Origin of the sequence: Salmonella sp. SAL00670 (assembly GCF_046552235.1) — a bacterium.
Taxonomy (GTDB): Bacteria; Pseudomonadota; Gammaproteobacteria; order Enterobacterales; family Enterobacteriaceae; genus Salmonella; species Salmonella enterica.
In genome coordinates, this window is sequence record NZ_JBGDUO010000005.1 from 205026 (window position 1) to 230580 (window position 25555).

Here is a 25555-nt window from a genome sequence, read left to right on the forward strand (position 1 = left end):
ATAATGCGATGAAAAGAAAATTGTCCTGGATGTGTGCGGCGGTAATAGGATTAAGCGCGTTTCCTGCTTTCATGACGGCGGCGGCGCCTGCTACGCCGCCATTGATAAATGCTGAACCCACCGAGCCTGCGCCGTCGCCCGTAACTGAGGCGCCAGTCGTGGCGCAGACCGCGCCTTCGCGCGAGGTCAAGCTGACCTTTGCGCAAATCGCGCCGCCGCCGGGCAGTATGGCGCTGCGTGGCGTTAACCCTAACGGCGGCATTGAATTTGGTATGCGCAGCGATGAAGTGGCGTCGAAAGCGGTGTTGAATCTGGAATATACGCCCTCGCCGTCGCTCCTGCCGGTTCAGTCGCAGCTCAAGGTTTATCTCAATGATGAACTGATGGGCGTACTGCCGGTGACAAAAGAGCAGTTGGGGAAAAAGACGCTGGCGCAGGTGCCTATCAATCCGCTATTTATCACCGACTTTAACCGGGTGCGGCTGGAGTTTGTCGGCCACTATCGCGACGTGTGTGAAAACCCGGCCAGCAGTACTCTGTGGTTAGACATCGGGCGAAATAGCGCCCTGGATCTGACCTATAACATGCTGGCGGTGAATAACGATCTGTCCCACTTCCCGGTGCCGTTTTTCGATCCGCGGGATAACCGCCCGGTGACGTTGCCGATAGTGTTTGCTGACGTGCCGGATCTGGCGCAACAGCAGGCGGCTTCTATTGTCGCGTCCTGGTTTGGCTCGCGGGCGGGCTGGCGCGGTCAGCGCTTCCCGGTGTTGTATAATCACCTGCCGGATCGCAATGCGATCGTGTTCGCCACCAACGATCGACGCCCCGATTTCCTGCGCGATCATCCTGCGGTTAACGCGCCGGTTATCGAGATGATGAGCCATCCGGATAATCCGTATGTGAAGTTGCTGGTCGTGTTTGGTCGTGATGATAAAGACCTGTTGCAGGCGGCAAAAGGTATCGCGCAAGGGAATATTCTCTTCCGTGGTTCCAGCGTGGTGGTCAACGATGTAAAACCGCTGCTGGCGCGCAAACCGTATGATGCGCCGAACTGGGTGCGTACCGATCGCCCGGTCACTTTTGGCGAGCTGAAAACCTATGAAGAGCAGCTCCAGTCGAGTGGGCTGGAGCCGGCGCCCATCAACGTTTCTTTGAATCTGCCGCCGGACCTCTATTTGCTGCGTAGCAACGGTATTGATATGGATCTCAACTACCGTTATACCTCGCCGCCGACCAAAGACAGTTCACGGCTGGACATCAGTCTGAATAACCAGTTCCTGCAAGCCTTTAGTCTTAACAGCACGCAGGAAACTAATCGACTCCTGTTGCGCCTGCCGGTACTTCAGGGACTGCTGGATGGTAAAACGGATGTGTCTATTCCGGCGCTCAAACTGGGGGCGATGAACCAACTACGTTTTGACTTCCGCTACATGAATCCGATGCCGGGCGGGTCGGTGGACAACTGTATTACCTTCCAGCCGGTACCGAATCATGTGGTGATAGGGGATGATTCCACTATCGATTTTTCGAAATATTACCACTTTATCGCGATGCCGGATTTACGCGCGTTCGCCAATGCGGGTTTCCCGTTCAGCCGGATGGCCGACCTGTCTGACACGCTGGCGGTGATGCCGAAGACCCCAACCGAAGCGCAAATGGAAACGCTGCTGAATACGGTCGGCGCCATTGGCGGACAGACCGGTTTCCCGGCAATTAATCTGACCATCACCGATGATAGCGCTCAGATAGCCGACAAAGACGCCGATCTGCTGATTATTGGCGCTATTCCGGGCAAGCTAAAAGACGATAAGCGTATCGATCTGTTGGTGCAGGCGACACAAAGCTGGGTAAAAACCCCGATGCGGCAGACCGCTTTCCCGTCGATTATGCCGGATGAGGCCGATCGCGCGGCGGATGCGCAGTCCACCGTCACCGCCAGCGGCCCGATGGCGGCGGTGGTGGGCTTCCAGTCGCCGTTTAATGATCAGCGCAGCGTGATTGCTCTGCTGGCTGACAGCCCGCGCGGTTACCAGCTACTGAACGACGCCGTGAACGACAGCGGTAAACGCGCCGCGATGTTTGGTTCCGTGGCGGTGATCCGCGAGTCCGGCGTTCACAGTCTGCGCGTTGGCGATATCTATTACGTCGGACATCTGCCGTGGTTTGAGCGGCTGTGGTATGCGCTGGCGAATCACCCTGTGCTGCTGGCGGTACTGGCGGCCCTCAGTGTGGTATTACTGGCGTGGGTATTGTGGCGTCTGCTACGTATTCTCAGTCGCCGTCGTCTCGACCCTGACCATGAGTAACGCATGATGACTATGCTGCGCGGATGGATAACGATGATCGTCATGCTGACGGCAATAAATGCGCAGGCGGCCTGTAGCTGGCCTGCGTGGGAACAGTTCAAGAAAGATTACATTAGCCAGCAGGGACGCGTTATCGATCCGGGCGATGCGCGAAAAATTACCACCTCCGAAGGGCAAAGCTACGCCATGTTCTTTGCCCTGGCGGCGAACGATCGACCGGCGTTCGCGCAACTGTTTAACTGGACGCAAAACAATCTGGCGCAGGGATCGCTGCGTGAACATCTGCCCGCCTGGCTGTGGGGACAAAAAGATCCCGACACCTGGTCGGTGCTGGACAGCAACTCCGCGTCCGACGGCGATATCTGGATGGCATGGTCGCTGCTGGAGGCCGGTCGCCTGTGGAAAGAGACGCGTTATACCGAGGTGGGCACGGCGTTGCTAAAACGCATCGCCCGCGAAGAGGTCGTGAATGTGCCGGGGCTGGGCTCAATGCTGCTACCTGGCAAAATCGGCTTTGCCGAGGCGAATAACTGGCGTTTTAACCCAAGCTATCTGCCGCCGCAGTTGGCGCAATACTTTAGCCGTTTTGGCGCGCCGTGGTCGACGCTACGGGAAACCAATTTGCGGCTTTTGTTGGAAACCGCGCCGAAAGGTTTCTCGCCGGACTGGGTGCGTTATGAAAGCAAGCAAGGCTGGCAGTTGAAAGCGGAAAAGACGCTGATCAGTAGCTACGATGCGATTCGCGTCTATTTATGGACGGGAATGATGCATGATGGCGATCCGCAAAAAGCGCGTTTACTGGCGCGATTTAAACCGATGGCGACGTTAACGATGAAAAACGGCGTTCCACCGGAGAAAGTGGATGTCGTCAGCGGGAACGCGCAAGGGACGGGGCCGGTCGGGTTTTCCGCCGCTTTACTGCCTTTCCTGCAAAATCGCGACGCCCAGGCCGTGCAGCGACAGCGGGTCGCAGACCATTTTCCTGGCAGCGATGCCTATTACAACTATGTGCTGACTCTCTTTGGACAAGGCTGGGATCAGCACCGTTTTCGCTTCACCGTCAAAGGTGAATTATTACCTGACTGGGGCCAGGAATGCGTAAGTTCACGTTAAGTCTCATGCACGCTTTTTTGCCGGCTGGCGGTCGAAATGCCTTACCTGGCAAAAGGGGCGTTTCTCGGGCATTGTTGGGTTTATCGCTTGGTATGGCGCTAACACCGCTTGCCGGCGCAGCGACCTCCGCGCAGCAACAGTTGCTGGAGCAGGTTCGGCTGGGCGAGGCCACGCACCGTGAGGACTTAGTCCGTCAGTCGCTCTATCGCCTGGAGCTGATCGACCCCAATGATCCACAGGTTATCGCTGCCCGTTTCCGCTATCTGTTGCGGCAGGGGGATAGCGACGGGGCGCAGAAGTTACTTGACCGGCTGGCGCAACTGGCGCCGGAGTCGACGGCGTATCAATCTTCCCGCACCGCGATGCTGCTCTCCACGCCGCAAGGACGCCAGTCTTTGCAGGAGGCGCGTTTACTGGCGACGACCGGCCATACTGAACAAGCGATCGCCAGCTACGACAAGCTGTTTAAAGGTTATCCGCCGGAGGGCGAACTGGCGGTCGAATACTGGACGACCGTGGCGAAATTGCCCGCCCGCCGTCACGAAGCGATTAACCAGCTACAGAAAATCAATGCCGTCAGTCCGGGTAATAACGCTCTGCAAAATGCGCTGGCGCAACTGTTGTTCGCCAGCGGGCGGCGCGATGAGGGATTCGCGGTGCTTAAACAGATGGCGAAATCCAGTACGGGACGCAGCGCGGCCTCCGCCATCTGGTACCAGCAGATAAAAGATCTCCCGGTGAGCGACGCCAGCGTAAAAGCGTTGCAAGACTATCTGACGCAGTTTAGCGAAGGCGATAGCGTGTCTGCCGCCCGCGCCCAGCTTAGCGAGCAGCAAAAACAGTTAGCCGATCCGGCGTTCCGCGCGCGCTCGCTGGGCATCGCGGCGGTTAATGCCGGAGAAGGCGGTAAGGCCATTGCGCAATTGCAGCAGGCGGTGAGCGCCCGGCAGGACGACAGCGAGGCGGTCGGCGCGCTGGGGCAGGCATACTCACAGCGTGGCGATCGCGCCCGCGCCGTCGCGCAGTTTGAAAAAGCGCTGGCGATGGCGCCGCACAGCAGCAGCCGCGATAAGTGGGAGAGTCTGCTGAAGGTCAATCGCTACTGGCTGTTAATTCAGCAGGGCGACGCGGCCTTAAAAGCGAATAATCTGGCCCAGGCGGAGCGTTTCTATCAGCAGGCGCGAGCAGTGGATAACACCGACAGCTACGCGGTGCTGGGGCTGGGGGATGTGGCGATGGCGCGCAAAGATAATGCCGCCGCCGAACGTTATTATCAGCAGACGCTGCGTATGGATAGCGGTAATAGCAATGCTGTACGCGGGCTGGCGAATCTTTATCGCCAGCAGTCGCCGCAAAAAGCCGCCGCGTTTATCGCTTCTCTTTCCGCCAGCCAGCGGCGCAGTATCGACGATATCGAACGCAGTCTGGAAAATGACCGTCTGGCGCAGCAGGCGGAAACGCTGGAAAGCGAGGGCAAATGGGCGCAGGCCGCAGAACTGCACCGTCGTCGGCTGGCATTAGATCCGGGGAGCGTGTGGGTAACGTACCGACTGTCACGCGATCTGTGGCAGGCCGGGCAGCACGCCCAGGCCGATGCGCAAATGCGCTCTCTGGCGCAGCAGAAGCCAAACGATCCGGAACAGGTCTATGCTTATGGGCTTTATCTTTCCGGCAGCGATCGGGACCGGGCGGCGCTGGCGCATCTCAATACCCTGCCGACCAGCCAGTGGAACAGCAATATTCAGGAACTGGCGGGCCGATTGCAAAGTAACCAGGTGCTGGAAAGCGCTAACCGCTTGCGCGATAGCGGCAAAGAACGCGAAGCGGAAGCGTTGTTACGTCAGCAGCCGCCCTCTACGCGCATTGCGTTAACGTTGGCGGACTGGGCGCAGCAGCGTGGCGATAATGCGGCGGCCCGCGCCGCTTATGACGCCGTTCTGGCGCGGGAACCGGGTAATGTCGATGCCATGCTGGGGCGGGTAGAAATCGACATCGCACAGGGCGATAACGCCGCGGCGCGCGCTCAACTGGCGGCGCTGCCTGCGTCGCAAATCACCTCTATTAACATGCAGCGCCGCGTCGCGCTGGCGCAGCTCCAGCTTGGCGATATCACGGCGGCGGCGCGGATCTTTAACCGCATTACGCCGCAGGCAAAAGCACAGCCGCCATCAATGGAAAGCGCAATGGTATTGCGTGACGCCGCCGCTTTTCAGGCGCAAACGGGCGAGCCGCAGCGGGCGCTGGAGACCTACAAAGAGGCAATGGTCGCCGCGGCGATTACGCCGGTTCGTCCCCTGGATAACGATACCTTTACCCGCCTGACGCGCAATGATGAAAAAGATGACTGGCTAAAACGCGGCGTGCGTAGCGATGCGGCGGAGTTGTACCGTCAGCAGGATCTCAATGTCACGTTGGCGCACGATTATTGGGGGTCGAGCGGGACTGGCGGCTACTCCGATCTGAAGGCGCATACTACGATGCTTCAGGTGGATGCGCCCTGGTCGGACGGACGGGCGTTCTTTCGTACTGATATGGTGAATATGGATGTTGGCCGTTTCTCTACGGATGCGGATGGAAAATACGATAATAACTGGGGTACCTGTACGCTGGAGAAATGCAGCGGACATCGTAGCCAGGCCGATACGGGCGCGAGCGTGGCGGTCGGCTGGCAGAATGAGACCTGGCGCTGGGATATCGGCACGACGCCGATGGGCTTTAATGTCGTTGATGTGGTTGGCGGCGTCAGCTATAGCGACGATATCGGGCCGTTGGGTTATACCCTGAACGCGCATCGTCGCCCGATCTCCAGCTCGCTGCTGGCGTTTGGCGGGCAAAAGGACGCCAGCAGCAATACCGGCACCAAATGGGGCGGCGTGCGGGCCAACGGCGGCGGCGTCAGCCTCAGCTATGATAAAGGCGAAGCAAACGGTGTCTGGGCGTCGCTCAGCGGCGACCAGTTGAGCGGTAAAAATGTGGAAGATAACTGGCGCGTGCGCTGGATGACCGGTTATTACTATAAGGTGATTAACGAGAATAACCGCCGTGTTACCGTCGGGCTGAATAACATGATCTGGCATTACGACAAAGATCTGAGCGGTTATTCACTGGGTCAGGGCGGTTATTATAGCCCGCAGGAATACCTGTCGTTTGCGGTGCCGGTGATGTGGCGGCAGCGTACGGAAAACTGGTCGTGGGAGTTAGGCGGCTCGGTATCCTGGTCGCACTCCCGCAACCGTACCATGCCGCGTTATCCGCTGATGAATTTGATTCCGGCGGATTATCAGGAGGATGCGCGTGACCAGACCAACGGCGGCGGCAGCAGTCAGGGATTTGGCTATACCGCGCGGGCGCTCATTGAACGCCGGGTCACTGCCAACTGGTTTGTGGGTACGGCTGTCGATATTCAGCAGGCGAAAGATTATACCCCCAGTCATCTGCTGCTGTATGTCCGTTATTCCGCGGCGGGCTGGCAGGGGGATATGGATTTACCGCCGCAGCCTCTGGTGCCTTACGCTGACTGGTAATCATTGCGTCAGGCCTACGAATTGACAGGCGTCGTAGGCCTGAGAAGCGCAGCGCCATCAGACGCTATCATTAACCGTTATTCAGAAAAGTCCTTTTCAGATACAGCCTCTCTTAATGCCGCTGCAATCGGGTATACTCAGGCGGCAGTCCGGGATATCCAGGGAGAGTCAATTTGCGCGTCAGCCGCTCGTTAACAATTAAACAGATGGCAATGGTTGCGGCCGTTGTCATGGTGTTTGTTTTTGTCTTTTGCACCGTTTTGTTGTTCCATCTGGTACAGCAGAACCGCTACAACACGGCTACGCAACTGGAAAGCATCGCGCGATCTGTTCGGGAACCTCTTTCTTCCGCGATTTTAAAAGCGGATCTCCCCGGCGCGGAAACCATTCTGGAAAGTATTAAACCTGCGGGCGTGGTGAGTCGCGCCGATGTGGTATTGCCGAATCAGTTCCAGGCGTTGCGTAAGCGCTTCATTCCTGAACGCCCCGTCCCGGTTATGGTGACGCGTCTCTTCGAACTGCCGGTACAAATTTCTTTGCCGGTTTATTCGCTGGAGCGTCCCGCCAATCCGCAACCGCTGGCCTACCTTGTATTGCAGGCGGATTCGTACCGTATGTACAAGTTCGTCATGAGCGCGCTCTCTACGTTAGTGACCATTTACTTACTTTTATCGCTGATCCTGACGGTGGCCATCGCCTGGTGCGTAAACCGCCTGATTGTGCATCCGCTGCGCAAAATCGCCCGCGAGCTGAACGACATTCCGCAGCAGGAGCTGATCGGACATCAGCTGGCGTTGCCGCGTCTGCATCAGGATGATGAAATTGGGATGCTGGTGCGCAGCTATAACCTCAACCAGCAGCTTATGCAGCGTCAACGCGAGGAGCAAACGGACAACGCGATGCGTTTTCCGGTTTCCGAGCTGCCCAATAAAGCCTTTTTAATGGCATTGCTGGAACAGGTTATCACCCGCCAACAAACCACCGCGCTTATCATCGTGACGTGCGAAACGTTGCGTGACACGGCAGGCGTGCTGCAAGAAACGCAGCGGGAGATTCTATTACTGACGCTGGTTGAGAAGCTGAAGTCGGTGCTGGCGCCGCGCATGGTGCTTACGCAGGTCAGCGGGTATGACTTTGCCATTATCGCCCACGGCGTTAAAGAGCCGTGGCACGCCATCACATTAGGTCAGCAAATACTCACTATCATTAATGAACGACTGCCCATCCAGGGTATTCAACTGCGCCCAAGCTGCAGTATTGGCATTGCGATGTATTATGGCGATCTGACCGCCGAAGAGCTCTATGGTCGCGCCGTCTCCGCCGCGTTTACCGCGCGCCGAAAAGGTAAAAATCAGATCCAGTTCTTTGACCCGGCGCAGATGGAGGCCGCTCAACAGCGCCTTACCGAAGAGAGCGATATCCTTACCGCGCTGGATAACCATCAGTTTGCCATTTGGTTGCAGCCGCAGGTCGAGATGCGCAGCGGCAACGTATTAAGCGCCGAAGCCTTGTTACGTATGCAACAGCCGGACGGTAGCTGGGAATTGCCGGAGGGGCTGATTGAGCGCATTGAATCCTGCGGCCTGATGGTCACGGTGGGCCATTGGGTGCTGGAAGAGTCCTGCCGCCAGCTTGCCGCCTGGCAGGAGCGCGGCGTGACATTGCCGCTCTCCGTCAATCTTTCCGCGTTACAGCTCATGCACCCTGGCATGGTGTCGGATCTGCTGGAATTGTTAAATCGCTATCGTATTCAACCGGGTACGCTGATTCTTGAAGCCACTGAAAGCCGCCGTATCGACGATCCGCACGCTGCCGTCGCTATCTTACGTCCGTTACGTAATGCTGGCGTGCGTATCGCACTGGATGATTTTGGCATGGGTTACGCGGGGCTGCGCCAGTTACAGCATATGAAGTCGCTACCGGTCGATATCCTTAAAATTGATAAAATGTTTGTCGATGGGTTACCGGATGATCACAGTATGGTGACGGCGATTATCCTGATGGCCCGCAGTCTTAATTTACAATTGATTGCCGAGGGCGTGGAGAACGAGGCGCAACGCGCGTGGCTGGAACAGGCTGGAGTCAACGTCGCGCAAGGCTTCCTGTTTGCTCGGCCCGTTCCCGCGGATATCTTTGAAGAACGGTATCTGTCGCACGAAAATCCTGATTACAAAAGTTAAAAAAGGTCGCGCTTGTGCGAGCCAGCTCAAACTTTTTAACATTTTTGTTTCAATTATGATCCTGGCGCATTTCTGTCATGTTGTGTGGGTGTTATTTTAAGGCCGCAGGTTACTCATAACCTTACAAGACCTGTGGTTTTTACTTCAAGGACACCCTATGAAAACCTCTCTGTTCAAAAGTCTTTATTTTCAGGTCCTGACAGCAATCGCCATTGGTATTCTCCTTGGCCATTACTATCCTGAACTGGGCGCACAAATGAAACCGCTTGGCGACGCGTTCGTTAAGCTCATTAAGATGATCATCGCTCCTGTCATTTTCTGTACAGTCGTGACGGGCATCGCAGGCATGGAAAGCATGAAAGCGGTGGGGCGTACCGGCGCGGTCGCGCTGCTTTACTTTGAAATTGTCAGTACGATTGCGCTGATTATCGGTCTTATCATCGTCAACGTCGTGCAACCTGGCGCCGGGATGAACGTCGATCCGGCAACGCTGGATGCGCAGGCGGTGGCCGTTTATGCCGCACAAGCCAAGGAGCAGGGCATTATTGCCTTCCTGATGGATGTCATACCGGGCAGCGTGATCGGCGCGTTTGCCAGCGGCAACATTCTGCAGGTCTTACTGTTTGCGGTGTTGTTTGGTTTTGCGCTGCACCGTTTGGGCAGCAAAGGCCAGCTCATTTTCAATGTGATTGAGAGTTTTTCGCAGGTCATTTTCGGCATCATCAATATGATCATGCGCCTGGCGCCGATTGGCGCATTCGGCGCGATGGCCTTCACCATCGGTAAATACGGCGTCGGTTCTCTGGTGCAACTGGGGCAGCTCATTATCTGCTTCTATATCACCTGTATTCTCTTCGTGGTGGTGGTGCTGGGGACGATTGCACGGGTAACGGGCTTTAGCATTTTTAAATTTATTCGCTATATCCGGGAAGAATTACTCATTGTGCTCGGCACCTCCTCTTCCGAGTCAGCGTTGCCGCGTATGCTCGATAAGATGGAAAAACTGGGGTGCCGTAAGTCGGTGGTAGGGCTGGTGATCCCGACGGGGTATTCGTTCAACCTTGATGGCACCTCTATCTACCTGACGATGGCGGCGGTGTTTATCGCCCAGGCGACCAACAGCCATATGGATATCTTCCACCAGATAACGCTGCTGGTCGTGCTGCTGCTATCGTCAAAAGGCGCCGCGGGCGTGACCGGAAGCGGCTTTATCGTGCTGGCGGCCACTATCTCCGCCGTAGGTCATTTGCCGGTGGCGGGACTGGCGTTAATCCTCGGTATTGACCGCTTTATGTCCGAAGCGCGCGCGCTGACTAACCTGGTGGGTAACGGCGTGGCGACGGTGGTGGTTGCCAAATGGGTGAAAGAGTTAGATCACCAAAAGCTGGACGATGTGCTTAATAATCGTGCGCCGGATGGCAAAACGCACGAAATTTCCTCCTAATCTCGCCACTTATGCCCGTAGTCCCTTCCAGGACTGCGGGTGTTTGCGCATAATTGACCCCTGCGCCCAAAGCATACAGCATGATGCTTAGGGATTATTTCACTTCTTCCGTGACATTTTTAGGTTCTCGCGGTCTAACACGAAGTGTTTTTACGTCATATTCAGGCATCCCTGCCGGGGCTGTCTTTTTATTACCAGGATTGTTGATCAGGGGTTCACATGCAGGGCACAAAAATTCGACTCTTAGCGGGCAGTCTGTTGATGTTGGCCTCTGCCGGCTATGTGCAGGCAGATGCGCTCCAGCCCGATCCGGCATGGCAACAGGGGACGCTGGCTAATGGGTTACAGTGGCAAGTGTTGGCTACGCCTCAGCGCCCCAGCGATCGTATTGAAGTTCGTCTACAGGTTAATACCGGTTCGCTCACCGAAAGTACGCAACAGAGCGGGTTCAGCCATGCGATTCCCCGTATCGCGCTAACGCAAAGCGGTGGTCTGGATGCCGCACAGGCACGTTCTTTATGGCAGCAAGGGTTTGATCCGAAACGTCCCATGCCGCCCGTTATTGTTTCTTATGATTCCACGCTCTATAACCTCAGTTTACCCAATAACCGTAACGATCTGCTGAAAGAAGCGCTGACCTATCTGGCTAACGTCTCCGGTAAATTAACCATTACGCCAGAGACGGTGAATCATGCGTTAAGCAGCGAAGATATGGTTGCGACGTGGCCAGCAGATACTAAAGAGGGCTGGTGGCGTTATCGGCTGAAAGGGTCGGCGTTATTGGGGCACGATCCCGCGGAACCGTTAAAGCAGCCGGTAGACGCAGCCAAAATTCAGGCTTTCTATGAAAAATGGTACACCCCGGATGCCATGACGCTGATTGTTGTCGGCAACATTGATGCGCGCTCCGTCGCCGAGCAGATCAATAAAACGTTCGGTACGCTGAAAGGTAAACGCGAAACGCCCGCCCCGGTGCCGACGCTTTCGCCGCTGCGGGCGGAATCAGTGAGCATTATGACCGATGCGGTGCGCCAGGATCGTCTCTCCATTATGTGGGATACGCCGTGGCAACCGATTCGCGAGTCGGCGGCGCTGTTGCGCTACTGGCAGGCGGATCTGGCGCGCGAAGCGCTGTTCTGGCATATCCAGCAAGAGCTTACTAAAAATAACGCGAAAGATATTGGTCTGGGGTTTGACTGCCGGGTTCTGTTCCTGCGCGCGCAGTGCGCCATCAACATTGAATCACCTAATGATAAGCTCAATACCAATTTGAGCCTGGTGGCGAATGAACTGGCGAAAGTACGCGATAAAGGTTTGTCGGAAGAGGAGTTTACTGCGCTGGTGGCGCAGAAAAATCTCGAATTGCAAAAGCTGTTCGCGACCTACGCGCGTACCGATACTGACATTTTGACTGGACAGCGTATGCGCTCACTGCAGAATCAGGTGGTGGATATCGCGCCGGAGCAGTATCAGAAGCTGCGTCAGAATTTCCTCAACAACCTGACCGTCGATATGCTCAATCAGAATCTACGTCAGCAGCTATCGCAGGAGATGGCATTAATTTTGCTGCAACCGCAAGGCGAGCCGGAATTTAATATGAAGGCGTTAAAGGCGACGTGGGATGAAATCATGGTCCCGACAACTGCCGCCGCTGTTGAAGCAGATGAGGCGCATCCGGAAGTGACGGAGACACCGGCGGCACAGTAAGCTGCCGCCTGTCGGCCCGGTAAGCGCAGCGCCACCGGGCAAGAGCGAATGACTTACTGCGGCATCGCGTCGTGCGGAATAATGGCCCCACGGTACTGAATCACCGTGCTGGCCGTCAGGTGTCCGCGCTTCGCGGCATCCGTCGCGCTGCCGCCCGTCAAACGAACGGCCAGATAACCGGCGCTGAAGGAGTCGCCTGCGGCAGTGGTGTCTATCACTTTCTCTTTCGGCAGTTTCACTGCCGGAACGTCAATGAGCGCCTCGCCCTGAATCGAGACCAGGCAAGAGTCCGCCCCGCGTTTTACCACCACTTCCTGCACGCCTGCCGCATGGGTGCGGGCAATGACCTCTTCCACTGGTTGCTTACCCCATAGCGCGTCTTCATCGTCCAGTGTCAGGAAGGCGATATCAGTACAGTCCAGCATCTTTTGATAGATCTGCTGCGTTTCTTCGCGACTTGTCCATAAACGCGGGCGATAGTTATTATCAAAAATGACTTTCCCGCCGTTGGCCCGGCATTCACGCAATAAAGACAGCAGCTTATCACGGCTGGTCGGGCTTAAAATCGCGAGGCTAATGCCGCTCAGGTAGAGATAATCGAAGGTCGCCAGCGCCTCGCAGATAGCCGCTGACTGCTCGCTCTCCAGCCAGAATTTCGCTGCCGCTTCGTTACGCCAGTAGTAGAAGGTACGCTCGCCAGTGTCATCGGTTTCGATGTAATAGAGGCCTGGCAGGCGATTTTCCATCCGCTGCGTTAGCGAGGTATCCACATTTTCATGCTGCCACGCCTCCAGCATCTGTTGGCTGAAACTGTCGGTACCCAGCGCCGTCACATAGTGAACGGCCAGAGCGGCAGAATCGACCTGACGGGCAATATAAACGGAGGTATTCAGCGTGTCGCCGCCGAAGCCGCGCTGAACATCAGCGCCTTTCTGCGACAGCTCAATCATGCATTCGCCAATCACGGCAATCTTTTTAGACATAGTCGTGAACCTGATCTGTAAAAATTAGCGTTAGTGTGCGCTGTGGATGTTTAGTGGTCAATAATATTAAAACATCGGTCCATTATTTTTTTGAGCAAGTGCGTATTTTTGACAAGTTTCGGGGTCTGTTTTTATTTTGCCAGGGACCGAGGGTAAAGTTCTCTGCCTGAACGCCGATAACCTTTGACGAGTCCGGACAGTCACACTCCCATTAACAGGACAACTGAGATGATAAAGCAGGTTATCCAGCAGCTACGCGTTCCTGATGCAGGTATAGAGAATTTGCAGGAACGGCGCTATTGGCTGCAATGCGAGCGTGCCTATACTTACCAGCCGATATACCAGACGGATGGCCGTCTGATGGCGGTTGAACTTCTCACTGTCGTCACCCATCCTGATAACCCTTCCAGACGTATTGCCCCGGATCGTTATTTCGCGGAGTTAGCGGTTCGACACCGCATTGACGTAGTGAAAGAACAACTTTATCAGCTTGAACAAAAAGCGGATTTTTTCACTCGCCATCACTTATTGGCATCGGTCAATGTCGACGGCCCTACGCTGATTGCCATGCGACGACAGCCGGACATTCTGGCAGCGATGGAGCGCTTACCCTGGCTGCGTTTCGAACTGGTGGAACATATTCGTTTGCCGAAAGACTCCTCTTTCGCCTCGATGTGTGAGTTCGGCCCGCTGTGGCTGGATGATTTTGGTACCGGTATGGCCAATTTTTCAGCGCTGAGCGAAGTGCGTTATGACTACATTAAAGTGGCGCGAGAGCTGTTCGTCATGCTGCGTCAGTCTCCGGAGGGACGCAACCTGTTCACTCTGCTGCTGCAACTGATGAACCGCTACTGCCGCGGCGTTATTGTCGAGGGCGTGGAGACGCTGGAAGAGTGGCGTGATGTGCAGCGTTCGCCCGCCTTTGCCGCCCAGGGCTATTTTCTTTCTCGACCCGTGCCGCTGATATCGCTCGAAGAGGTGATTCTGACCCTGTAACGCCAGACTGTTCCCGTAATACATGGTATTACGAGGCGCAGTCATCCTCCTTTTTCGTCTGGCTGAACTATCTTTAGGACAGGCAAGGGAAGAAGTGAGGAAATAACACATGACTAAAGCAGGCAAAATAACCGCCGCCATCACAGGGACTTTCTTGTTGTTGATCGCCATAGTGATTTTGTTGATCGCAACATTTGACTGGAACCGCCTCAAACCGACCATCAACCAGAAAGTCTCTACCGAATTGAACCGGCCTTTCGCTATTCGCGGCGATTTAGGCGTGGTGTGGGAACGCCAAAAACAGGAGACCGGCTGGCGAAGCTGGGTACCGTGGCCGCATGTTCACGCGGAAGACGTCATTCTCGGCAATCCGCCGGATATTCCGGAAGTCACGATGGTGCATCTGCCACGCGTTGAGGCGACGCTTGCCCCGCTGGCGCTCCTGACCAAAACCGTCTGGCTGCCGTGGATCAAACTGGTGAAACCCGACGCGCGTCTTATTCGTCTGTCCGAGAAAGCCAATAACTGGACCTTTAACCTCGCGCAAGACAAGAATACGGACCCCAATGCTAAACCTTCCGCCTGGTCCTTCCGGCTGGATAATATTCTCTTCGACCAGGGGCGAATCGCGATCGATGATAAGGTCAGTAAAGCGGATATCACTATTCTGGTCGATCCGTTAGGCAAACCGTTGCCGTTCAGCGAAGTGACGGGAACGAAAGGCAAAGCAGACAAATCCACCGTGGGTGACTATGTCTTCGGCCTGAAGGCGCAGGGGCGTTATAACGGGGAACCGTTGACCGGTACGGGGAAAATAGGCGGTATGCTGGCGCTACGCAGCGAAAGTACGCCTTTTCCTGTGCAGGCCGATTTCCGCTCTGGCAACACGCGGGTGGCTTTTAGCGGCGTGGTGAACGAGCCGATGAAAATGGGCGGCGTCGATCTGCGGCTTAAATTCTCTGGCGATTCACTGGGCGATTTATATGATTTAACCGGCGTGCTGCTGCCGGATACGCCGCCGTTTGAGACCGATGGGCGATTGGTGGCGAAAATTGACGCCGAAAAGTCATCGGTATTTGATTATCGCGGTTTTAACGGGCGCATTGGCGACAGTGATATCCACGGCTCCCTCACTTATACCACCGGTAAACCGCGCCCTAAACTGGAAGGCGATGTCGAATCGCGCCAGTTACGCCTGGCCGATCTTGGGCCGCTGATTGGCGTGGATTCCGGGAAAGACGCTGAGCAGTCGAAACGGTCTGAACAGCGCAAAGGCGAGAAGAATGTTCAGCCGGCGGATAAAGTGTTGCCTTACGATCGCTTTGAAACCGACAAATGGGACGTTATGGACGCCGATGTCCGGTTTAAAGGCCGACGTATTGAACATGGCGGCAGTCTACCGATTAGCGATCTTTCGACCCATATCATCCTGAAAAACGCCGACTTACGTCTACAGCCGCTGAAGTTTGGTCTGGCAGGCGGCAGTATTGTCTCCAACATCCATCTGGAAGGGGATAAAAAGCCAATGCAGGGGCGGGCGGATATACAGGCGCGTCGGCTGAAGCTTAAAGAACTGATGCCGGATGTGGAGCTGATGCAGAAAACGCTGGGCGAGCTGAACGGCGATGCGGATATTCGCGGGACGGGCAACTCGGTCGCCGCGCTGCTTGGCAACAGTAACGGCAATCTGAAATTATTGATGAATGATGGATTGATTAGCCGCAACCTGATGGAAATCGTGGGGCTGAACGTCGGCAACTATATTGTCGGGCAGATTTTTGGCGATGACGAAGTGCGGGTTAACTGCGCGGCGGCGAATCTCAATATTGCGAACGGCGTGGCGCGACCGCAAATTTTTGCTTTTGATACAGAAAATGCGTTGATTAACGTGACCGGTACGGCGAGCTTCGCCTCTGAACAGCTCGATTTAACCATTGATCCGGAAAGTAAGGGGATTCGTATTATTACGCTGCGATCGCCGCTGTACGTGCGTGGGACATTTAAAAATCCGCAGGCGGGCGTCAAGCCCGGCCCGCTGATTGCGCGCGGCGCGGTTGCGGCAGCGCTGGCGACGTTGGTAACGCCCGCCGCCGCGCTATTGGCGCTCATTTCGCCCTCTGAAGGCGAAGCCAATCAGTGCCGGACGATTTTAACGCAGATGAAGCAGTAACGTGAAACGTCGCGCCGGATGACGCCATCCGGCGCCCTATTACAACGCCTGATGACGCGTCTCATGGGTTAACAGCAGTGCAATCAGCGTCAGCGCCGCCATTGACGCCAGGTAAACCCCTACCGCCGCCAGCCCGTAGTGGCTTTGCAGCCATGCGGCAATATACGGCGCGACGGAAGCGCCCAGAATCGATGACACATTGTAGGAAAACGATGCGCCGGTATAGCGCACTTCCGTCGGAAATAGCTCCGGCAGCAGCGCTCCCATTGGGCCGAAGGTCAGCCCCATCAGGCTCAGGCCTAACAACAGGAACACGAATACCAGCGCTGGATTGCCTGAACCCAGCAGCGGGGTAAAGGCGAACAACGCGAAGAGAATGATGAGCGTGGTAATGATGACCATGCTTTTCCGACGGCCAAATGCGTCCGCCAGCAGGCCGGCGACGGGCACCATCACGCCGAAACCAATCACCGCCATCATCAGCATCCACAGTATTTCATTGCGTGGCAAGCCAAGCCCCACCGGCGCGGCGGCAGTGCTGTAAGTCATGGAATAGACGGTCATGATATAGAACAGCGTGTAGGTCGCCAGCATGATAAACGTGCCGAGAATGGTTACGCGGACATGCTTCGTCAGCAACGTGCCCAGCGGTATTTTCACCTGCTTTTTCGCTGCGGCGACTTTCGCAAACACCGGCGTTTCATGCAGCGACACGCGCACATACAGGCCGATAATCACCAGCACCGCCGAGAAGATAAACGGCACGCGCCAGCCCCAGCTCATAAACTGCTCGTCGGTCAGCAGCCAGGAGAGCAACAGGAAGGTGCCATTGGCAAAAAAGAAGCCGATCGGCGCGCCCAACTGCGGGAAGGAGCCATACAGCGCGCGTTTGCGCGGCGGCGCATTCTCCGTCGCTAATAACGCTGCGCCGCCCCATTCGCCGCCCAGCCCCAGTCCCTGACCGAAACGCGCCAGCGCCAGCAGCAGCGGCGCGAAAATACCTATCGTCGCGTAGCCCGGTAACAGACCGATAATGACCGTGGAGATCCCCATCGTCAGCAGCGAAGCCACCAGCGTGACTTTGCGGCCTACCCGGTCGCCGAAGTGACCGAATAGCGCAGAGCCAATCGGACGCGCCACAAACGCGATAGCGAAGGTGGCGAGCGATTGTAGCGTTGCCGCAGTGGGATCGCCCTGGGGGAAGAAGATAAGGGGGAACACGATCACCGCTGCGGTGGCGTAAATATAGAAGTCGAAGAACTCAATCGCGGTGCCGATAAGCGAGGCAATAACGACTTTATTGCGTGAGTTTACCGGAACATGTTCCTGTTCATGGTCGAGTGTTGTGGCGGTTGCTTGCATACTATTTTCTTATTTTTAGCGAACGAATAGCCATATTACGCACAGCAAAAGTTATATTTCAATGTGTAACAAAAGCCAAAAATGGTCAAAAAAAGCGCAAAAAGGGGATAATGTTTAAGCCAGCCATTTTGCGTCTATGAAATGCTTCACATAATTTTAGAATTGGTGGATAAAACTGGTTTCGGGTTAAATAAAAGTTAATTACTGGATTTATATGCTGAAACAATGAGATGAGGCGGAAGGACGTGCCTGATTGTACCGCCGGGTACGTTTTGCTTGCCCGGCCTGGGACCACACGCCAGTAGACCGAATGACGACGCCGTGCGTGCCATCCGGCAGCAAGCCGCAGACTAGCGTTGCGTTTTACCCGGCATTCGCGGGTCGTCCTTGTATTCGGCGGTGGCTATCCAGGCCGCGCAGAATAACGTCAGGCGGGCAAAAAAGTAGAAGAACGCCATCAGACCGAGTACGGAGCCAAACGCCGCGCCGGAAGGCGATTTCACCAGTGACGGCAGCGTATAAGTCATAATGATTTTAATCACCTCAAAACCGATAGCGGCGATAAATGTCCCGCGAATCAACGCTTTTTTACGGGGACGATGGCGAGGCAGTCGCCAGAAAATCCAGAAAAAAAGTAGATAGTTGGCAAAAATAGAGATGGCCAGACCGATCAAATGCCAGGCCGGTTTTAACCATTCGATGCTGTCGAGATACAAGGCGGAGATGATCATCTGCTGGGCGGAACCGGCGATGGAAGTAATGGACAGCGTAATGATTAAAGCGATTAATAATCCAATCAGCGAGATAAAATCGCGCAGATATTTGAGCCAGATTTTCTCCTGATCCTGCGGCTTGCGCTCCCAGACGTCCCGTGACTGGGCGCGAATCGCTTCCCGCAGGTTGCCCATCCAGTTAACGCCGGAATAGAGCGCGATACCCAGTCCGACCAGCCCTACCGTGGTACGCTGTTGAACCGCCGTATTAATCGTATTTTTAAGCGTGGACGCCAGCGTAGGATCGCTCACATTCATCAATATCTTGCTGAAAATATCTTCCAGTAGATTAGGGTGCGAGGCGAGGATAAAACCTGCCGCGGCAAAGGACACCATCATTATCGGGATCATCGACAGAAACGAAAAGTAGGTGATAGCCGCGCCAAACTGATTACCCAGTCGATCGTTAAAACGTTCGGTCGCGCGAATGAGGTGGGCCACCATCGGTTGACGCTGAATTTTTTGCATCAGGGTGGTGACGGAATGCAACGCCTGATTTGCCTTTTCGTTTTTTTCCGGGGCGTCATGCGGCTGCGTTTCTATTTTTTGTATCGGGTCGTGCTCCAGTTCCTGAATAGGGCGTTTTACGTCATTTTCCTGCGTCATCAGGTCGGTAGTCCTTCATCATTAATAGAATATGTCAGTATAGCTTCTCCCCGGTGGATGCTGAAAATGCGGCTACTCTGCGGCCTCTTTAATGGTTTCAGTCAGCCATACCATAAACAGGTGTACCCGGCGGGAAAGATTACGGCGATGGGGATAATGCAGCGTCACCGGCAGTGGAGCGGCGCGATATTGCGGTAAAATTTCAATGAGCGTTCCGGCGCGTAACGCCTCCCGTACAGCAATGCGCGGCGTCTGAATGATTCCTAATCCTGCCAGACAGGCCGTATGCCAGGTCTCTGTACTGTTTACCGTTAGCATTCCGCCAGTTTTTACCCACTGCATACCGTGGGGAGTTTCAAAGGCAAAACCCGGTGAAGAGACTCCCGGGGTCAATGAATAATGCACCATCGCATGTGAGGCGAGGTCGTCAAGGTTTTCTGGATACCCAAAGCGCGCCAGGTATTGTGGGCTGGCGCAGTTCACCCTTCTTAGTTTGCCAAGCGGGCGCGTCAGTATCCCTGGCGCATGTAGCGGCTCTGTGCGCACCACGCAGTCGAAATCTTCCCGTAGTAAATCGACCTGTCGATCGCTACTACAAAGTTCCAGCGCAATGCCGGGATACTGATGCAAAAAAGTGGGCAGGCGCGGCATGATAAGGCTGTTTGCGAGACATGGCGGTATATCTACCCGTATTTTGCCGCTGATACTGGCGGGATCAGGCTGGAAAAGACCTTCCAGTTCATCCAGGTTACTCAACAGATCTTTTGCCCGTTCGTAGTAAACCATTCCGTCCTGAGTAAGCTGTACCCGCCGGGTGGTGCGGTGGAGCAGGCGGATGCCCAGTTGATGTTCTAACGCTTGTATTTGCCGTGAGACGCTGCCTTTGGGAAGGCCGATATCCTCTGCTGCGCGGGAAAAACTTTCCCGTTCCGCCACGCGTACAAACAATTTCATTGCATATATTTTATCCATCATCAGGCTCTATTATTGTTCTTATTGAAACAGTGACGCTGAAGCGGCTGGTTTTATTGATTTTCTAGCACCTAATAAGCCCTTTCGCAATCATTGCTCGCGTGACGAATACGTCTGATTGCGTTGCGCGGCGGATTTATCGCCTTCCGGCCAGGCATTTTAGCGCCAAAAAGCCGATAAACGGGACGAGAGCGGTAAAACACGCTGATAGCCGCGGGTGTAGTGGGAGAGAGAAATGCATGTACATATACGGTATTGTCATTGACCCATCGTCGCGGTTTTCAGGCGGATTGGTTATTTTTTAACAAAATGTGCTACTTTATTTTTTGTAACACATCAGGTGAAAAGCAGATATTTCCTTTGTGACGCGCCAGGCGTACTCTTCATTAAATTAATATTCAAATTAGCCTTGTCTGTTTGTACTAATAAGATATTCCTTACTTTAAAACGCTAATTTTAGCGAATTCTGTAATCCCGATGTTGAAGCTGTAAATATTCATAACCTTTCTCTTCCTCAACCAATGACTATCGGTAAAATGGCCTATACCAAATGGCGACTTCTTATTTTACCCTACGGGTAATACCCTTCCTCATCTTGAGACTATTATCTTACCCAGGTGGAGAAAAGTAATGCAGGTAATCATGTTTGACAGGCAGTCAATATTTATTCATGGAATGAAAATCAGTTTGCAACAGCACATTCCAGGAATAAGTATCCAGAGTGTCGGTCAGGCAGAAGAACTCTGGCAAAAAATAGAAAGCGCGCCGGATGCGCTGGTCATGCTTGATAGCGGCCTGGATGCTGAATTTTGCCGCGAGATGTTACAAAGAACCGCGCAGCAATTTCCGGAGGTGAAGATTATTATCACGGCGATGGATGGCAGTCAAAAGTGGCTGCATGAAGTCATGCAATTTAACGTTCAGGCCGTGGTGCCACGCGATTCTGATGCCGAAACCTTTGTCCTTGCGCTCAATGCTGTCGCTCGCGGGATGATGTTTTTACCGGGGGATTGGTTAAATTCAACGGAGCTGGAGTCCCGTGATATAAAAGCGTTAAGCGCCCGCCAGCGGGAAATTTTACAGATGCTTGCCGCAGGAGAATCAAATAAACAAATTGGGCGGGCGTTAAATATTAGTACCGGGACGGTTAAAGCGCATCTGGAGTCGCTTTACCGGCGGCTGGATGTAAAAAATCGTACCCAGGCCGCCATGATGTTAAATGAATCGAATTAGCGACGTTAAATTCGCAGCCCGCTTATTTCTGGCTGTGAAATATCACCCGTATTGATTAATGATAAAAAACGCTGATGTCCGATGCTGAACATCAGCGCAATAAGCGTTTCGCGTTGAAACCGATCGTTAAGTTCCGGCAAACAATTCTGTAGCAGCATATCGCAGCTATTGAGGTCATCCAGCAAGAATGCCTCCGCCTGGTCGGGCGTAATGAACGTCAGCGTCTCATCCGGCGTCAACATATGCCCGTAACCAATCACCCAGTTACCCTGCCGATCGCGATACTTTTCCAGCGACAGACCCTGCCACTGTTTAATAAACGCGATGCAGGCGGAGCTAAAGCGAGATGAAATGTGCGGCATGGCATCTTTCTCATAAAAAGCGCGATTATAAAGTGTGCTGCACGCGTGGCTAGCGGTCAGACGGCCAAACGCAGGCAGGGAAAAGGTCTATGCCGTTCAGCGTCACGCCGCGTTGACAGAATGAAAAACTGATGTTTTCGGTTAGTAACCGATCTTCTTATAAATTTGCAATCATTAAGATTAAGTCACTGAAATGTGGCTAAATCTGTTATATCTATGAAAAAACATAATTAAAAGAAAACGAAGATCTCGTCGCGGGATCGTCTTTTTAGGGAAGATAATGACGAATAGCGCTTCGCAGGCGACACGCGCGCCTTTTGAACATAGCCTGGGGATTATCCGCCAGGCATCAATAGAAATCCTGCTGCTGCTGGGTATTCATACCACAGAGGGAAAAGAGCCCCGGTGGTTCATGGAACAACTTGAGCAGGCGCGTCTTAACCTGGGCGGTTGGGGCGCGGTGGCGAAAAAATTGCGGATAAATGACGCGCAGTTGAGCCAGTTTATGCTGCAACTGCGTCACCTTCAGCAGCATGTTCCCCAGTATGACAGCGGGCAAGAGGTGAGCGAAAATCAACTCCTTGCCGCGTTGCGTTTTGTCACCTCGCTGGAACATCTACGTCAGCAGCAGCCGCTACTGACGTATCAAACTGAGCTGGAAGACCCCGACCAGGAGGCGCATCTTGAGGCGCAGCGTCAGCTTCGGGCGATAGAACTGACGTTAAAAGCGCTTATTGCGCGCGCATGGCCGGATCGGGCGTCGCTGAATCACTACCTCAAGCAACATTTTGGCCCGGACCGTTTGCGCCAGTGGTTAAAACAGGGAGAAGATCAACATGCGCTGGAGGGCATGTTGTTCAGCGAACTGGCGCTTATGGTGGTCGATAAAAAATTGTTTGCCCGTCATTACGTCAGAATTTTTAATGACGCCTCAGCGTTAACGCTGTTCGCCGAGTCGCGCACCACCCTGCGTATGTTTCTGGATGATTGCCGCCTCGCGCGAAACGAGGTTATCGCCAGGCAGCCGCTCACCTCAGCGCAGCTTATGCTGCTAAACGTTCAGTATCAGCAAATCGTTCGGCCCATCCAGCGCGCCTATGCCGAAAAACGTACTCGCGTGAATCCCGCTTCGTTTCTGCTGGCGGATGAACGTGAATTGCGCCAGTTCTGGGAAACCGCGCGGCTTAAAGATCGGCAGGCCGGGGGAGATAAGCATGAGATTAGCGAGAGCATAGAACCACCGCGTAAGCGGCCTCCGCGTACGCCTGAAGAGCGTGAGCAACTTATTTCCGGCACTTTGTGGGCCGGGGTTGGCGTCATGACGCTGGCGATACTGGCGGGCGCGTTCTGGCTATTTAGTTCGTCGTCGCCAGGCTCCGATAACGGGCAAGCTCCCGCAATGGCGCAGGATGAACCGCCGCGCGAGGCGCCTTCCGCGCGGGAAACGCTCAATCATATGGGGATTACCTGGGATGCGTTTACCATGCGGGCGGCGATAGAGCGCAATGATACGCGGGTGACGGCGCTGTTCCTCCAGGGCGGAATGAACTGGCAGCTCGCGTGGACGGAGCAGGCGTTTGCGGCAGGACATACCGAGGTGCTGCAACTGTTGTTGCGTTATCCCGCGCTGATGGATGAGGTCAAACCCTGCCGACGATTTATCACAACGTTAAGTCATGACATGTCGAGCGGCGCGCCGCTGACCGCGATGCATAAAACCTATTTGCAAACGTTTTGCACCGTTCCGGCTGTTGTGACGCGCCAGCAGTACGATACGGAGCAGGCCCGGCTGCGCGCTCAGGCCCGGCCCAGCGCAGACAATAAAAAATGGCTGAAAATTCAGTCAGCCATTTATGATGCGATTCACTGAGCCCGGAGCAGGTTAAGGCTCTCCGTAAAGGCCAATCAGGCGGCGCACCACGCCATTGGTCCAGCCGAACCCATCCTGTAGCGGATACTCGCCCCCGCCGCCTTCGCGGGGCGTACCGCCGGAAATATGGTATTTCTCGATCAGTTTATGGTGCTCCTGATAAAAATGGTTCACTGTTTTTAACCAGTTATGGGCGATTTCATCGCCCAGCATATCGTCGCCATACCGTTTGAAGCCCTGAATCGCCATCCATTGCAGCGGTGCCCAGCCGTTCGGTTTATCCCACTGTTCGCCGGTTTCGTATTCGGTCGCCATAATCCCGCCGGGCGTTAACAGACGGCTGCGTACCACATTTGCCAGACGGTCGGCCTGCTCGTGGTTCGCCATACCGACATACAGCGGCACGATACTGGCGGCGGAAAAGAGCGCCATTTCTTCGCGTCGCCAGTCATAGTCCCGATAACAGCCGTTTTCATCATCCCACAGATAATGGTTCACGGCGGCGCGTCGATCGCTGGCTTTCTGGCGAAATAGTGCCTCGGTGTCACGTTCGCCTTTCAGTGCTGAAATATTGGCGATAGCGCTCTCCAGTTTATACAGAAAAGCGTTCAAATCGATAGGGATAAACTGGGTCGTACGTATGCTGGCAAGCCGGCCCGCATCGCGTAGCCAGCGTGAAGAATAGTCCCAGCCGGACGCCGCCCCGGCGCGCAAATCCCGGTAGACTTCATTGGGCGGACGACCGGAATGTTTTGCGGTTTCGACATCTTCCAGCCAGGACTCGTCGCGCGGCGTGTCGCGATCGTCCCAGTAGCGGTTCAGCAGGGAACCGTCCGGCATCCGCACAACGTGGCGATAAGCCTGGTTGAGCGCCAGCGATTCGGCGCCGTCCATCCAGAAGGCGTATTCCATTTTGAGATGGTCGAGATAACGCCGCGCGCCGCGTACGCCATCTTCTTCGAACAGTTCAACCATCAGGGCGAAAACCGGCGGCTGCGAGCGGCTCAGATAATAGGTCCGGTTGCCGTTGGGAATATGGCCATAGTTTTCAATCATCCAGGCGAAATTATCCGCCATACATTTAAGTAAGTCTTCGCGCCCGCTTTCCGCCAGACCCAGCATGGTAAAATAAGAGTCCCAATAATAGGTTTCGCTAAAACGGCCTCCCGGCACGATATAGGATTGCGGCAGCGCCAGCAGCGAAGACCACGGAATATGATCCTGCGGTTCGCGCGTCAGTATCGGCCAAAGCTGGTCAATATGTTCTTTGAGCGAGTTTTCGGGGTTAGAGACATACTCGCTGGATAAGGTTTCCGGTAGCCAGAAATGGTTCTCGACGAAGCGGCGTAAGTCAAAATCACGGTGGCGTCTGACCTTACGGTAGCGGATCAGGATATCAAGCGGGTCCATCTTCGGCGCGCAGTCCGGGAACGTTTTACTGTCTGGAAACAGTTTTGTTGACTGTACATGCTCGAACAGTTCGAGATACCGATCGGCAGGGGTCAGTGCGTCAGAGGCGGGAAGCCCCTCGATCATCTCCGGCTCCGGTTCCGCCTCGATCATTTCATCCAGCTTTAACTCGCACGGGTCTGTTTCATAAAGCAGATCGACATCAATAGTCAGATCTTCAGAAGGCGTGGGGTTTAATTTCTGGTTGAGCATAATGACAAGGACCTCCGGCTTGCGTCGTAAAAGATACGGGTGTTGCCCGGCTGTCTATTAAGCGTAGACATTCGCTTCGATACCTGAGTGGCAAAGTGTGCGATAGATCACATTTTGCAATTTGTCTCTCAAGAAAAACACTTCATAACTTACTGAATAGTATTGCGAAAATCCTATTTTCATGACGCCTCCCTCAGACCTAAAATCAGAACATTCGTTTCATAGTGGTATCACTACGTCACCACATGGCGTGGATTCACAAACAAAGGTAACGTAAATAGTTATAATA

General features: G+C 54.6%; 16 protein-coding genes. 10 read left to right on the plus strand and 6 right to left on the minus strand.

The features are described 5' to 3' along the window. Window positions 1-8: 8 nt before the first annotated feature. The 6 genes from bcsB to ACLJRS_RS17310 all read left to right on the plus strand — a co-directional run bounded on the left by bcsB (window position 9) and on the right by ACLJRS_RS17310 (window position 12277). Window positions 9-2309: a cellulose biosynthesis cyclic di-GMP-binding regulatory protein BcsB gene (gene bcsB / locus ACLJRS_RS17285; RefSeq protein WP_000823818.1), complete on the plus strand. Its 2301-nt coding sequence runs from the start codon at window positions 9-11 to the stop codon at window positions 2307-2309. A 3-nt stretch (window positions 2310-2312) separates the two neighbouring features. Further along, window positions 2313-3422 carry a cellulose synthase complex periplasmic endoglucanase BcsZ gene (gene bcsZ, locus ACLJRS_RS17290; RefSeq protein ID WP_000988799.1) on the plus strand — a complete coding sequence of 370 codons (1110 nt, stop codon included), beginning with the start codon at window positions 2313-2315 and terminating at the stop codon, window positions 3420-3422. Next, window positions 3404-6946, plus strand: coding sequence for a cellulose synthase complex outer membrane protein BcsC (bcsC, locus tag ACLJRS_RS17295; protein WP_001225189.1), 3543 nt, complete (start codon window positions 3404-3406; stop codon window positions 6944-6946). The genes bcsZ and bcsC overlap by 19 nt, the downstream gene beginning before the upstream one ends. A gap of 173 nt (window positions 6947-7119) precedes the next feature. Continuing rightward, the gene (hmsP, locus tag ACLJRS_RS17300) at window positions 7120-9126 is read left to right on the plus strand and encodes a biofilm formation regulator HmsP (protein WP_001266360.1); all 2007 of its coding nucleotides are present in this window, start codon (window positions 7120-7122) and stop codon (window positions 9124-9126) included. Between the two features lie 157 nt (window positions 9127-9283). Continuing rightward, on the plus strand, window positions 9284-10570 hold the full coding sequence (gene dctA / locus ACLJRS_RS17305; RefSeq protein ID WP_000858228.1) for a C4-dicarboxylate transporter DctC: 1287 nt from the start codon (window positions 9284-9286) through the stop codon (window positions 10568-10570). Window positions 10571-10789: 219 nt separating this feature from the next. After that, complete coding sequence (locus tag ACLJRS_RS17310) at window positions 10790-12277, plus strand: M16 family metallopeptidase (protein ID WP_001163180.1); 1488 nt, start codon at window positions 10790-10792, stop codon at window positions 12275-12277. A gap of 53 nt (window positions 12278-12330) precedes the next feature. On the opposite strand, the gene ACLJRS_RS17315 is transcribed toward ACLJRS_RS17310, so the two are convergent. Further along, window positions 12331-13260 carry a sugar kinase gene (locus ACLJRS_RS17315; protein ID WP_000037573.1) on the minus strand — a complete coding sequence of 310 codons (930 nt, stop codon included), beginning with the start codon at window positions 13258-13260 and terminating at the stop codon, window positions 12331-12333. Between the two features lie 228 nt (window positions 13261-13488). Between ACLJRS_RS17315 and pdeH the strand changes: the two genes are divergently transcribed. Further along, complete coding sequence (pdeH, locus tag ACLJRS_RS17320) at window positions 13489-14256, plus strand: cyclic-guanylate-specific phosphodiesterase (protein ID WP_000595628.1); 768 nt, start codon at window positions 13489-13491, stop codon at window positions 14254-14256. A 109-nt stretch (window positions 14257-14365) separates the two neighbouring features. Next, window positions 14366-16426, plus strand: coding sequence for an AsmA family protein (locus tag ACLJRS_RS17325; RefSeq protein WP_000158666.1), 2061 nt, complete (start codon window positions 14366-14368; stop codon window positions 16424-16426). A 39-nt stretch (window positions 16427-16465) separates the two neighbouring features. On the opposite strand, the gene ACLJRS_RS17330 is transcribed toward ACLJRS_RS17325, so the two are convergent. From ACLJRS_RS17330 to ACLJRS_RS17340, 3 genes are all read right to left on the minus strand, one after another. After that, entirely contained in the window at window positions 16466-17788 is a 1323-nt protein-coding gene (locus tag ACLJRS_RS17330; protein ID WP_001148981.1) for an MFS transporter, read from the minus strand. Window positions 17789-18138: 350 nt separating this feature from the next. After that, window positions 18139-19167, minus strand: a complete 1029-nt coding sequence (gene yhjD / locus ACLJRS_RS17335; RefSeq protein WP_000191231.1) for an inner membrane protein YhjD — start codon at window positions 19165-19167, stop codon at window positions 18139-18141. A 72-nt stretch (window positions 19168-19239) separates the two neighbouring features. After that, window positions 19240-20139 carry a LysR family transcriptional regulator gene (locus ACLJRS_RS17340; protein WP_000358042.1) on the minus strand — a complete coding sequence of 300 codons (900 nt, stop codon included), beginning with the start codon at window positions 20137-20139 and terminating at the stop codon, window positions 19240-19242. 630 nt (window positions 20140-20769) lie between these two features. Between ACLJRS_RS17340 and ACLJRS_RS17345 the strand changes: the two genes are divergently transcribed. Next, window positions 20770-21372: a helix-turn-helix transcriptional regulator gene (locus ACLJRS_RS17345; protein ID WP_001196080.1), complete on the plus strand. Its 603-nt coding sequence runs from the start codon at window positions 20770-20772 to the stop codon at window positions 21370-21372. 5 nt (window positions 21373-21377) lie between these two features. Here ACLJRS_RS17345 and ACLJRS_RS17350 read toward each other — a convergent pair whose 3' ends face one another. After that, window positions 21378-21734, minus strand: coding sequence for a glycoside hydrolase family protein (locus ACLJRS_RS17350; protein WP_001120251.1), 357 nt, complete (start codon window positions 21732-21734; stop codon window positions 21378-21380). 280 nt (window positions 21735-22014) lie between these two features. On the opposite strand from ACLJRS_RS17350, the gene ACLJRS_RS17355 reads away from it, so the two are divergent. Next, window positions 22015-23604, plus strand: coding sequence for an STY4199 family HEPN domain-containing protein (locus tag ACLJRS_RS17355; RefSeq protein ID WP_000185011.1), 1590 nt, complete (start codon window positions 22015-22017; stop codon window positions 23602-23604). 12 nt (window positions 23605-23616) lie between these two features. On the opposite strand, the gene ACLJRS_RS17360 is transcribed toward ACLJRS_RS17355, so the two are convergent. Then, window positions 23617-25266 carry an alpha,alpha-trehalase gene (locus ACLJRS_RS17360; RefSeq protein ID WP_000934257.1) on the minus strand — a complete coding sequence of 550 codons (1650 nt, stop codon included), beginning with the start codon at window positions 25264-25266 and terminating at the stop codon, window positions 23617-23619. Between the last annotated feature and the right edge of the window lie 289 nt (window positions 25267-25555).

Bases quoted from the DNA above. Each gene is read 5' to 3' on its own strand.
- yhjD (WP_000191231.1), bottom strand. From the start codon at position 19,167: ATGACGCAGGAAAATGACGTAAAACGCCCTATTCAGGAACTGGAGCAC.
- ACLJRS_RS17315 (WP_000037573.1), bottom strand. From the start codon at position 13,260: ATGTCTAAAAAGATTGCCGTGATTGGCGAATGCATGATTGAGCTGTCG.
- bcsB (WP_000823818.1), top strand. From the start codon at position 9: ATGAAAAGAAAATTGTCCTGGATGTGTGCGGCGGTAATAGGATTAAGC.
- ACLJRS_RS17360 (WP_000934257.1), bottom strand. From the start codon at position 25,266: ATGCTCAACCAGAAATTAAACCCCACGCCTTCTGAAGATCTGACTATT.
- ACLJRS_RS17355 (WP_000185011.1), top strand. From the start codon at position 22,015: ATGACGAATAGCGCTTCGCAGGCGACACGCGCGCCTTTTGAACATAGC.
- bcsC (WP_001225189.1), top strand. From the start codon at position 3,404: ATGCGTAAGTTCACGTTAAGTCTCATGCACGCTTTTTTGCCGGCTGGC.
- ACLJRS_RS17330 (WP_001148981.1), bottom strand. From the start codon at position 17,788: ATGCAAGCAACCGCCACAACACTCGACCATGAACAGGAACATGTTCCG.
- bcsZ (WP_000988799.1), top strand. From the start codon at position 2,313: ATGATGACTATGCTGCGCGGATGGATAACGATGATCGTCATGCTGACG.
- ACLJRS_RS17325 (WP_000158666.1), top strand. From the start codon at position 14,366: ATGACTAAAGCAGGCAAAATAACCGCCGCCATCACAGGGACTTTCTTG.
- ACLJRS_RS17340 (WP_000358042.1), bottom strand. From the start codon at position 20,139: ATGGATAAAATATATGCAATGAAATTGTTTGTACGCGTGGCGGAACGG.
- pdeH (WP_000595628.1), top strand. From the start codon at position 13,489: ATGATAAAGCAGGTTATCCAGCAGCTACGCGTTCCTGATGCAGGTATA.
- ACLJRS_RS17350 (WP_001120251.1), bottom strand. From the start codon at position 21,734: ATGCCGCACATTTCATCTCGCTTTAGCTCCGCCTGCATCGCGTTTATT.
- dctA (WP_000858228.1), top strand. From the start codon at position 9,284: ATGAAAACCTCTCTGTTCAAAAGTCTTTATTTTCAGGTCCTGACAGCA.
- ACLJRS_RS17345 (WP_001196080.1), top strand. From the start codon at position 20,770: ATGCAGGTAATCATGTTTGACAGGCAGTCAATATTTATTCATGGAATG.
- ACLJRS_RS17310 (WP_001163180.1), top strand. From the start codon at position 10,790: ATGCAGGGCACAAAAATTCGACTCTTAGCGGGCAGTCTGTTGATGTTG.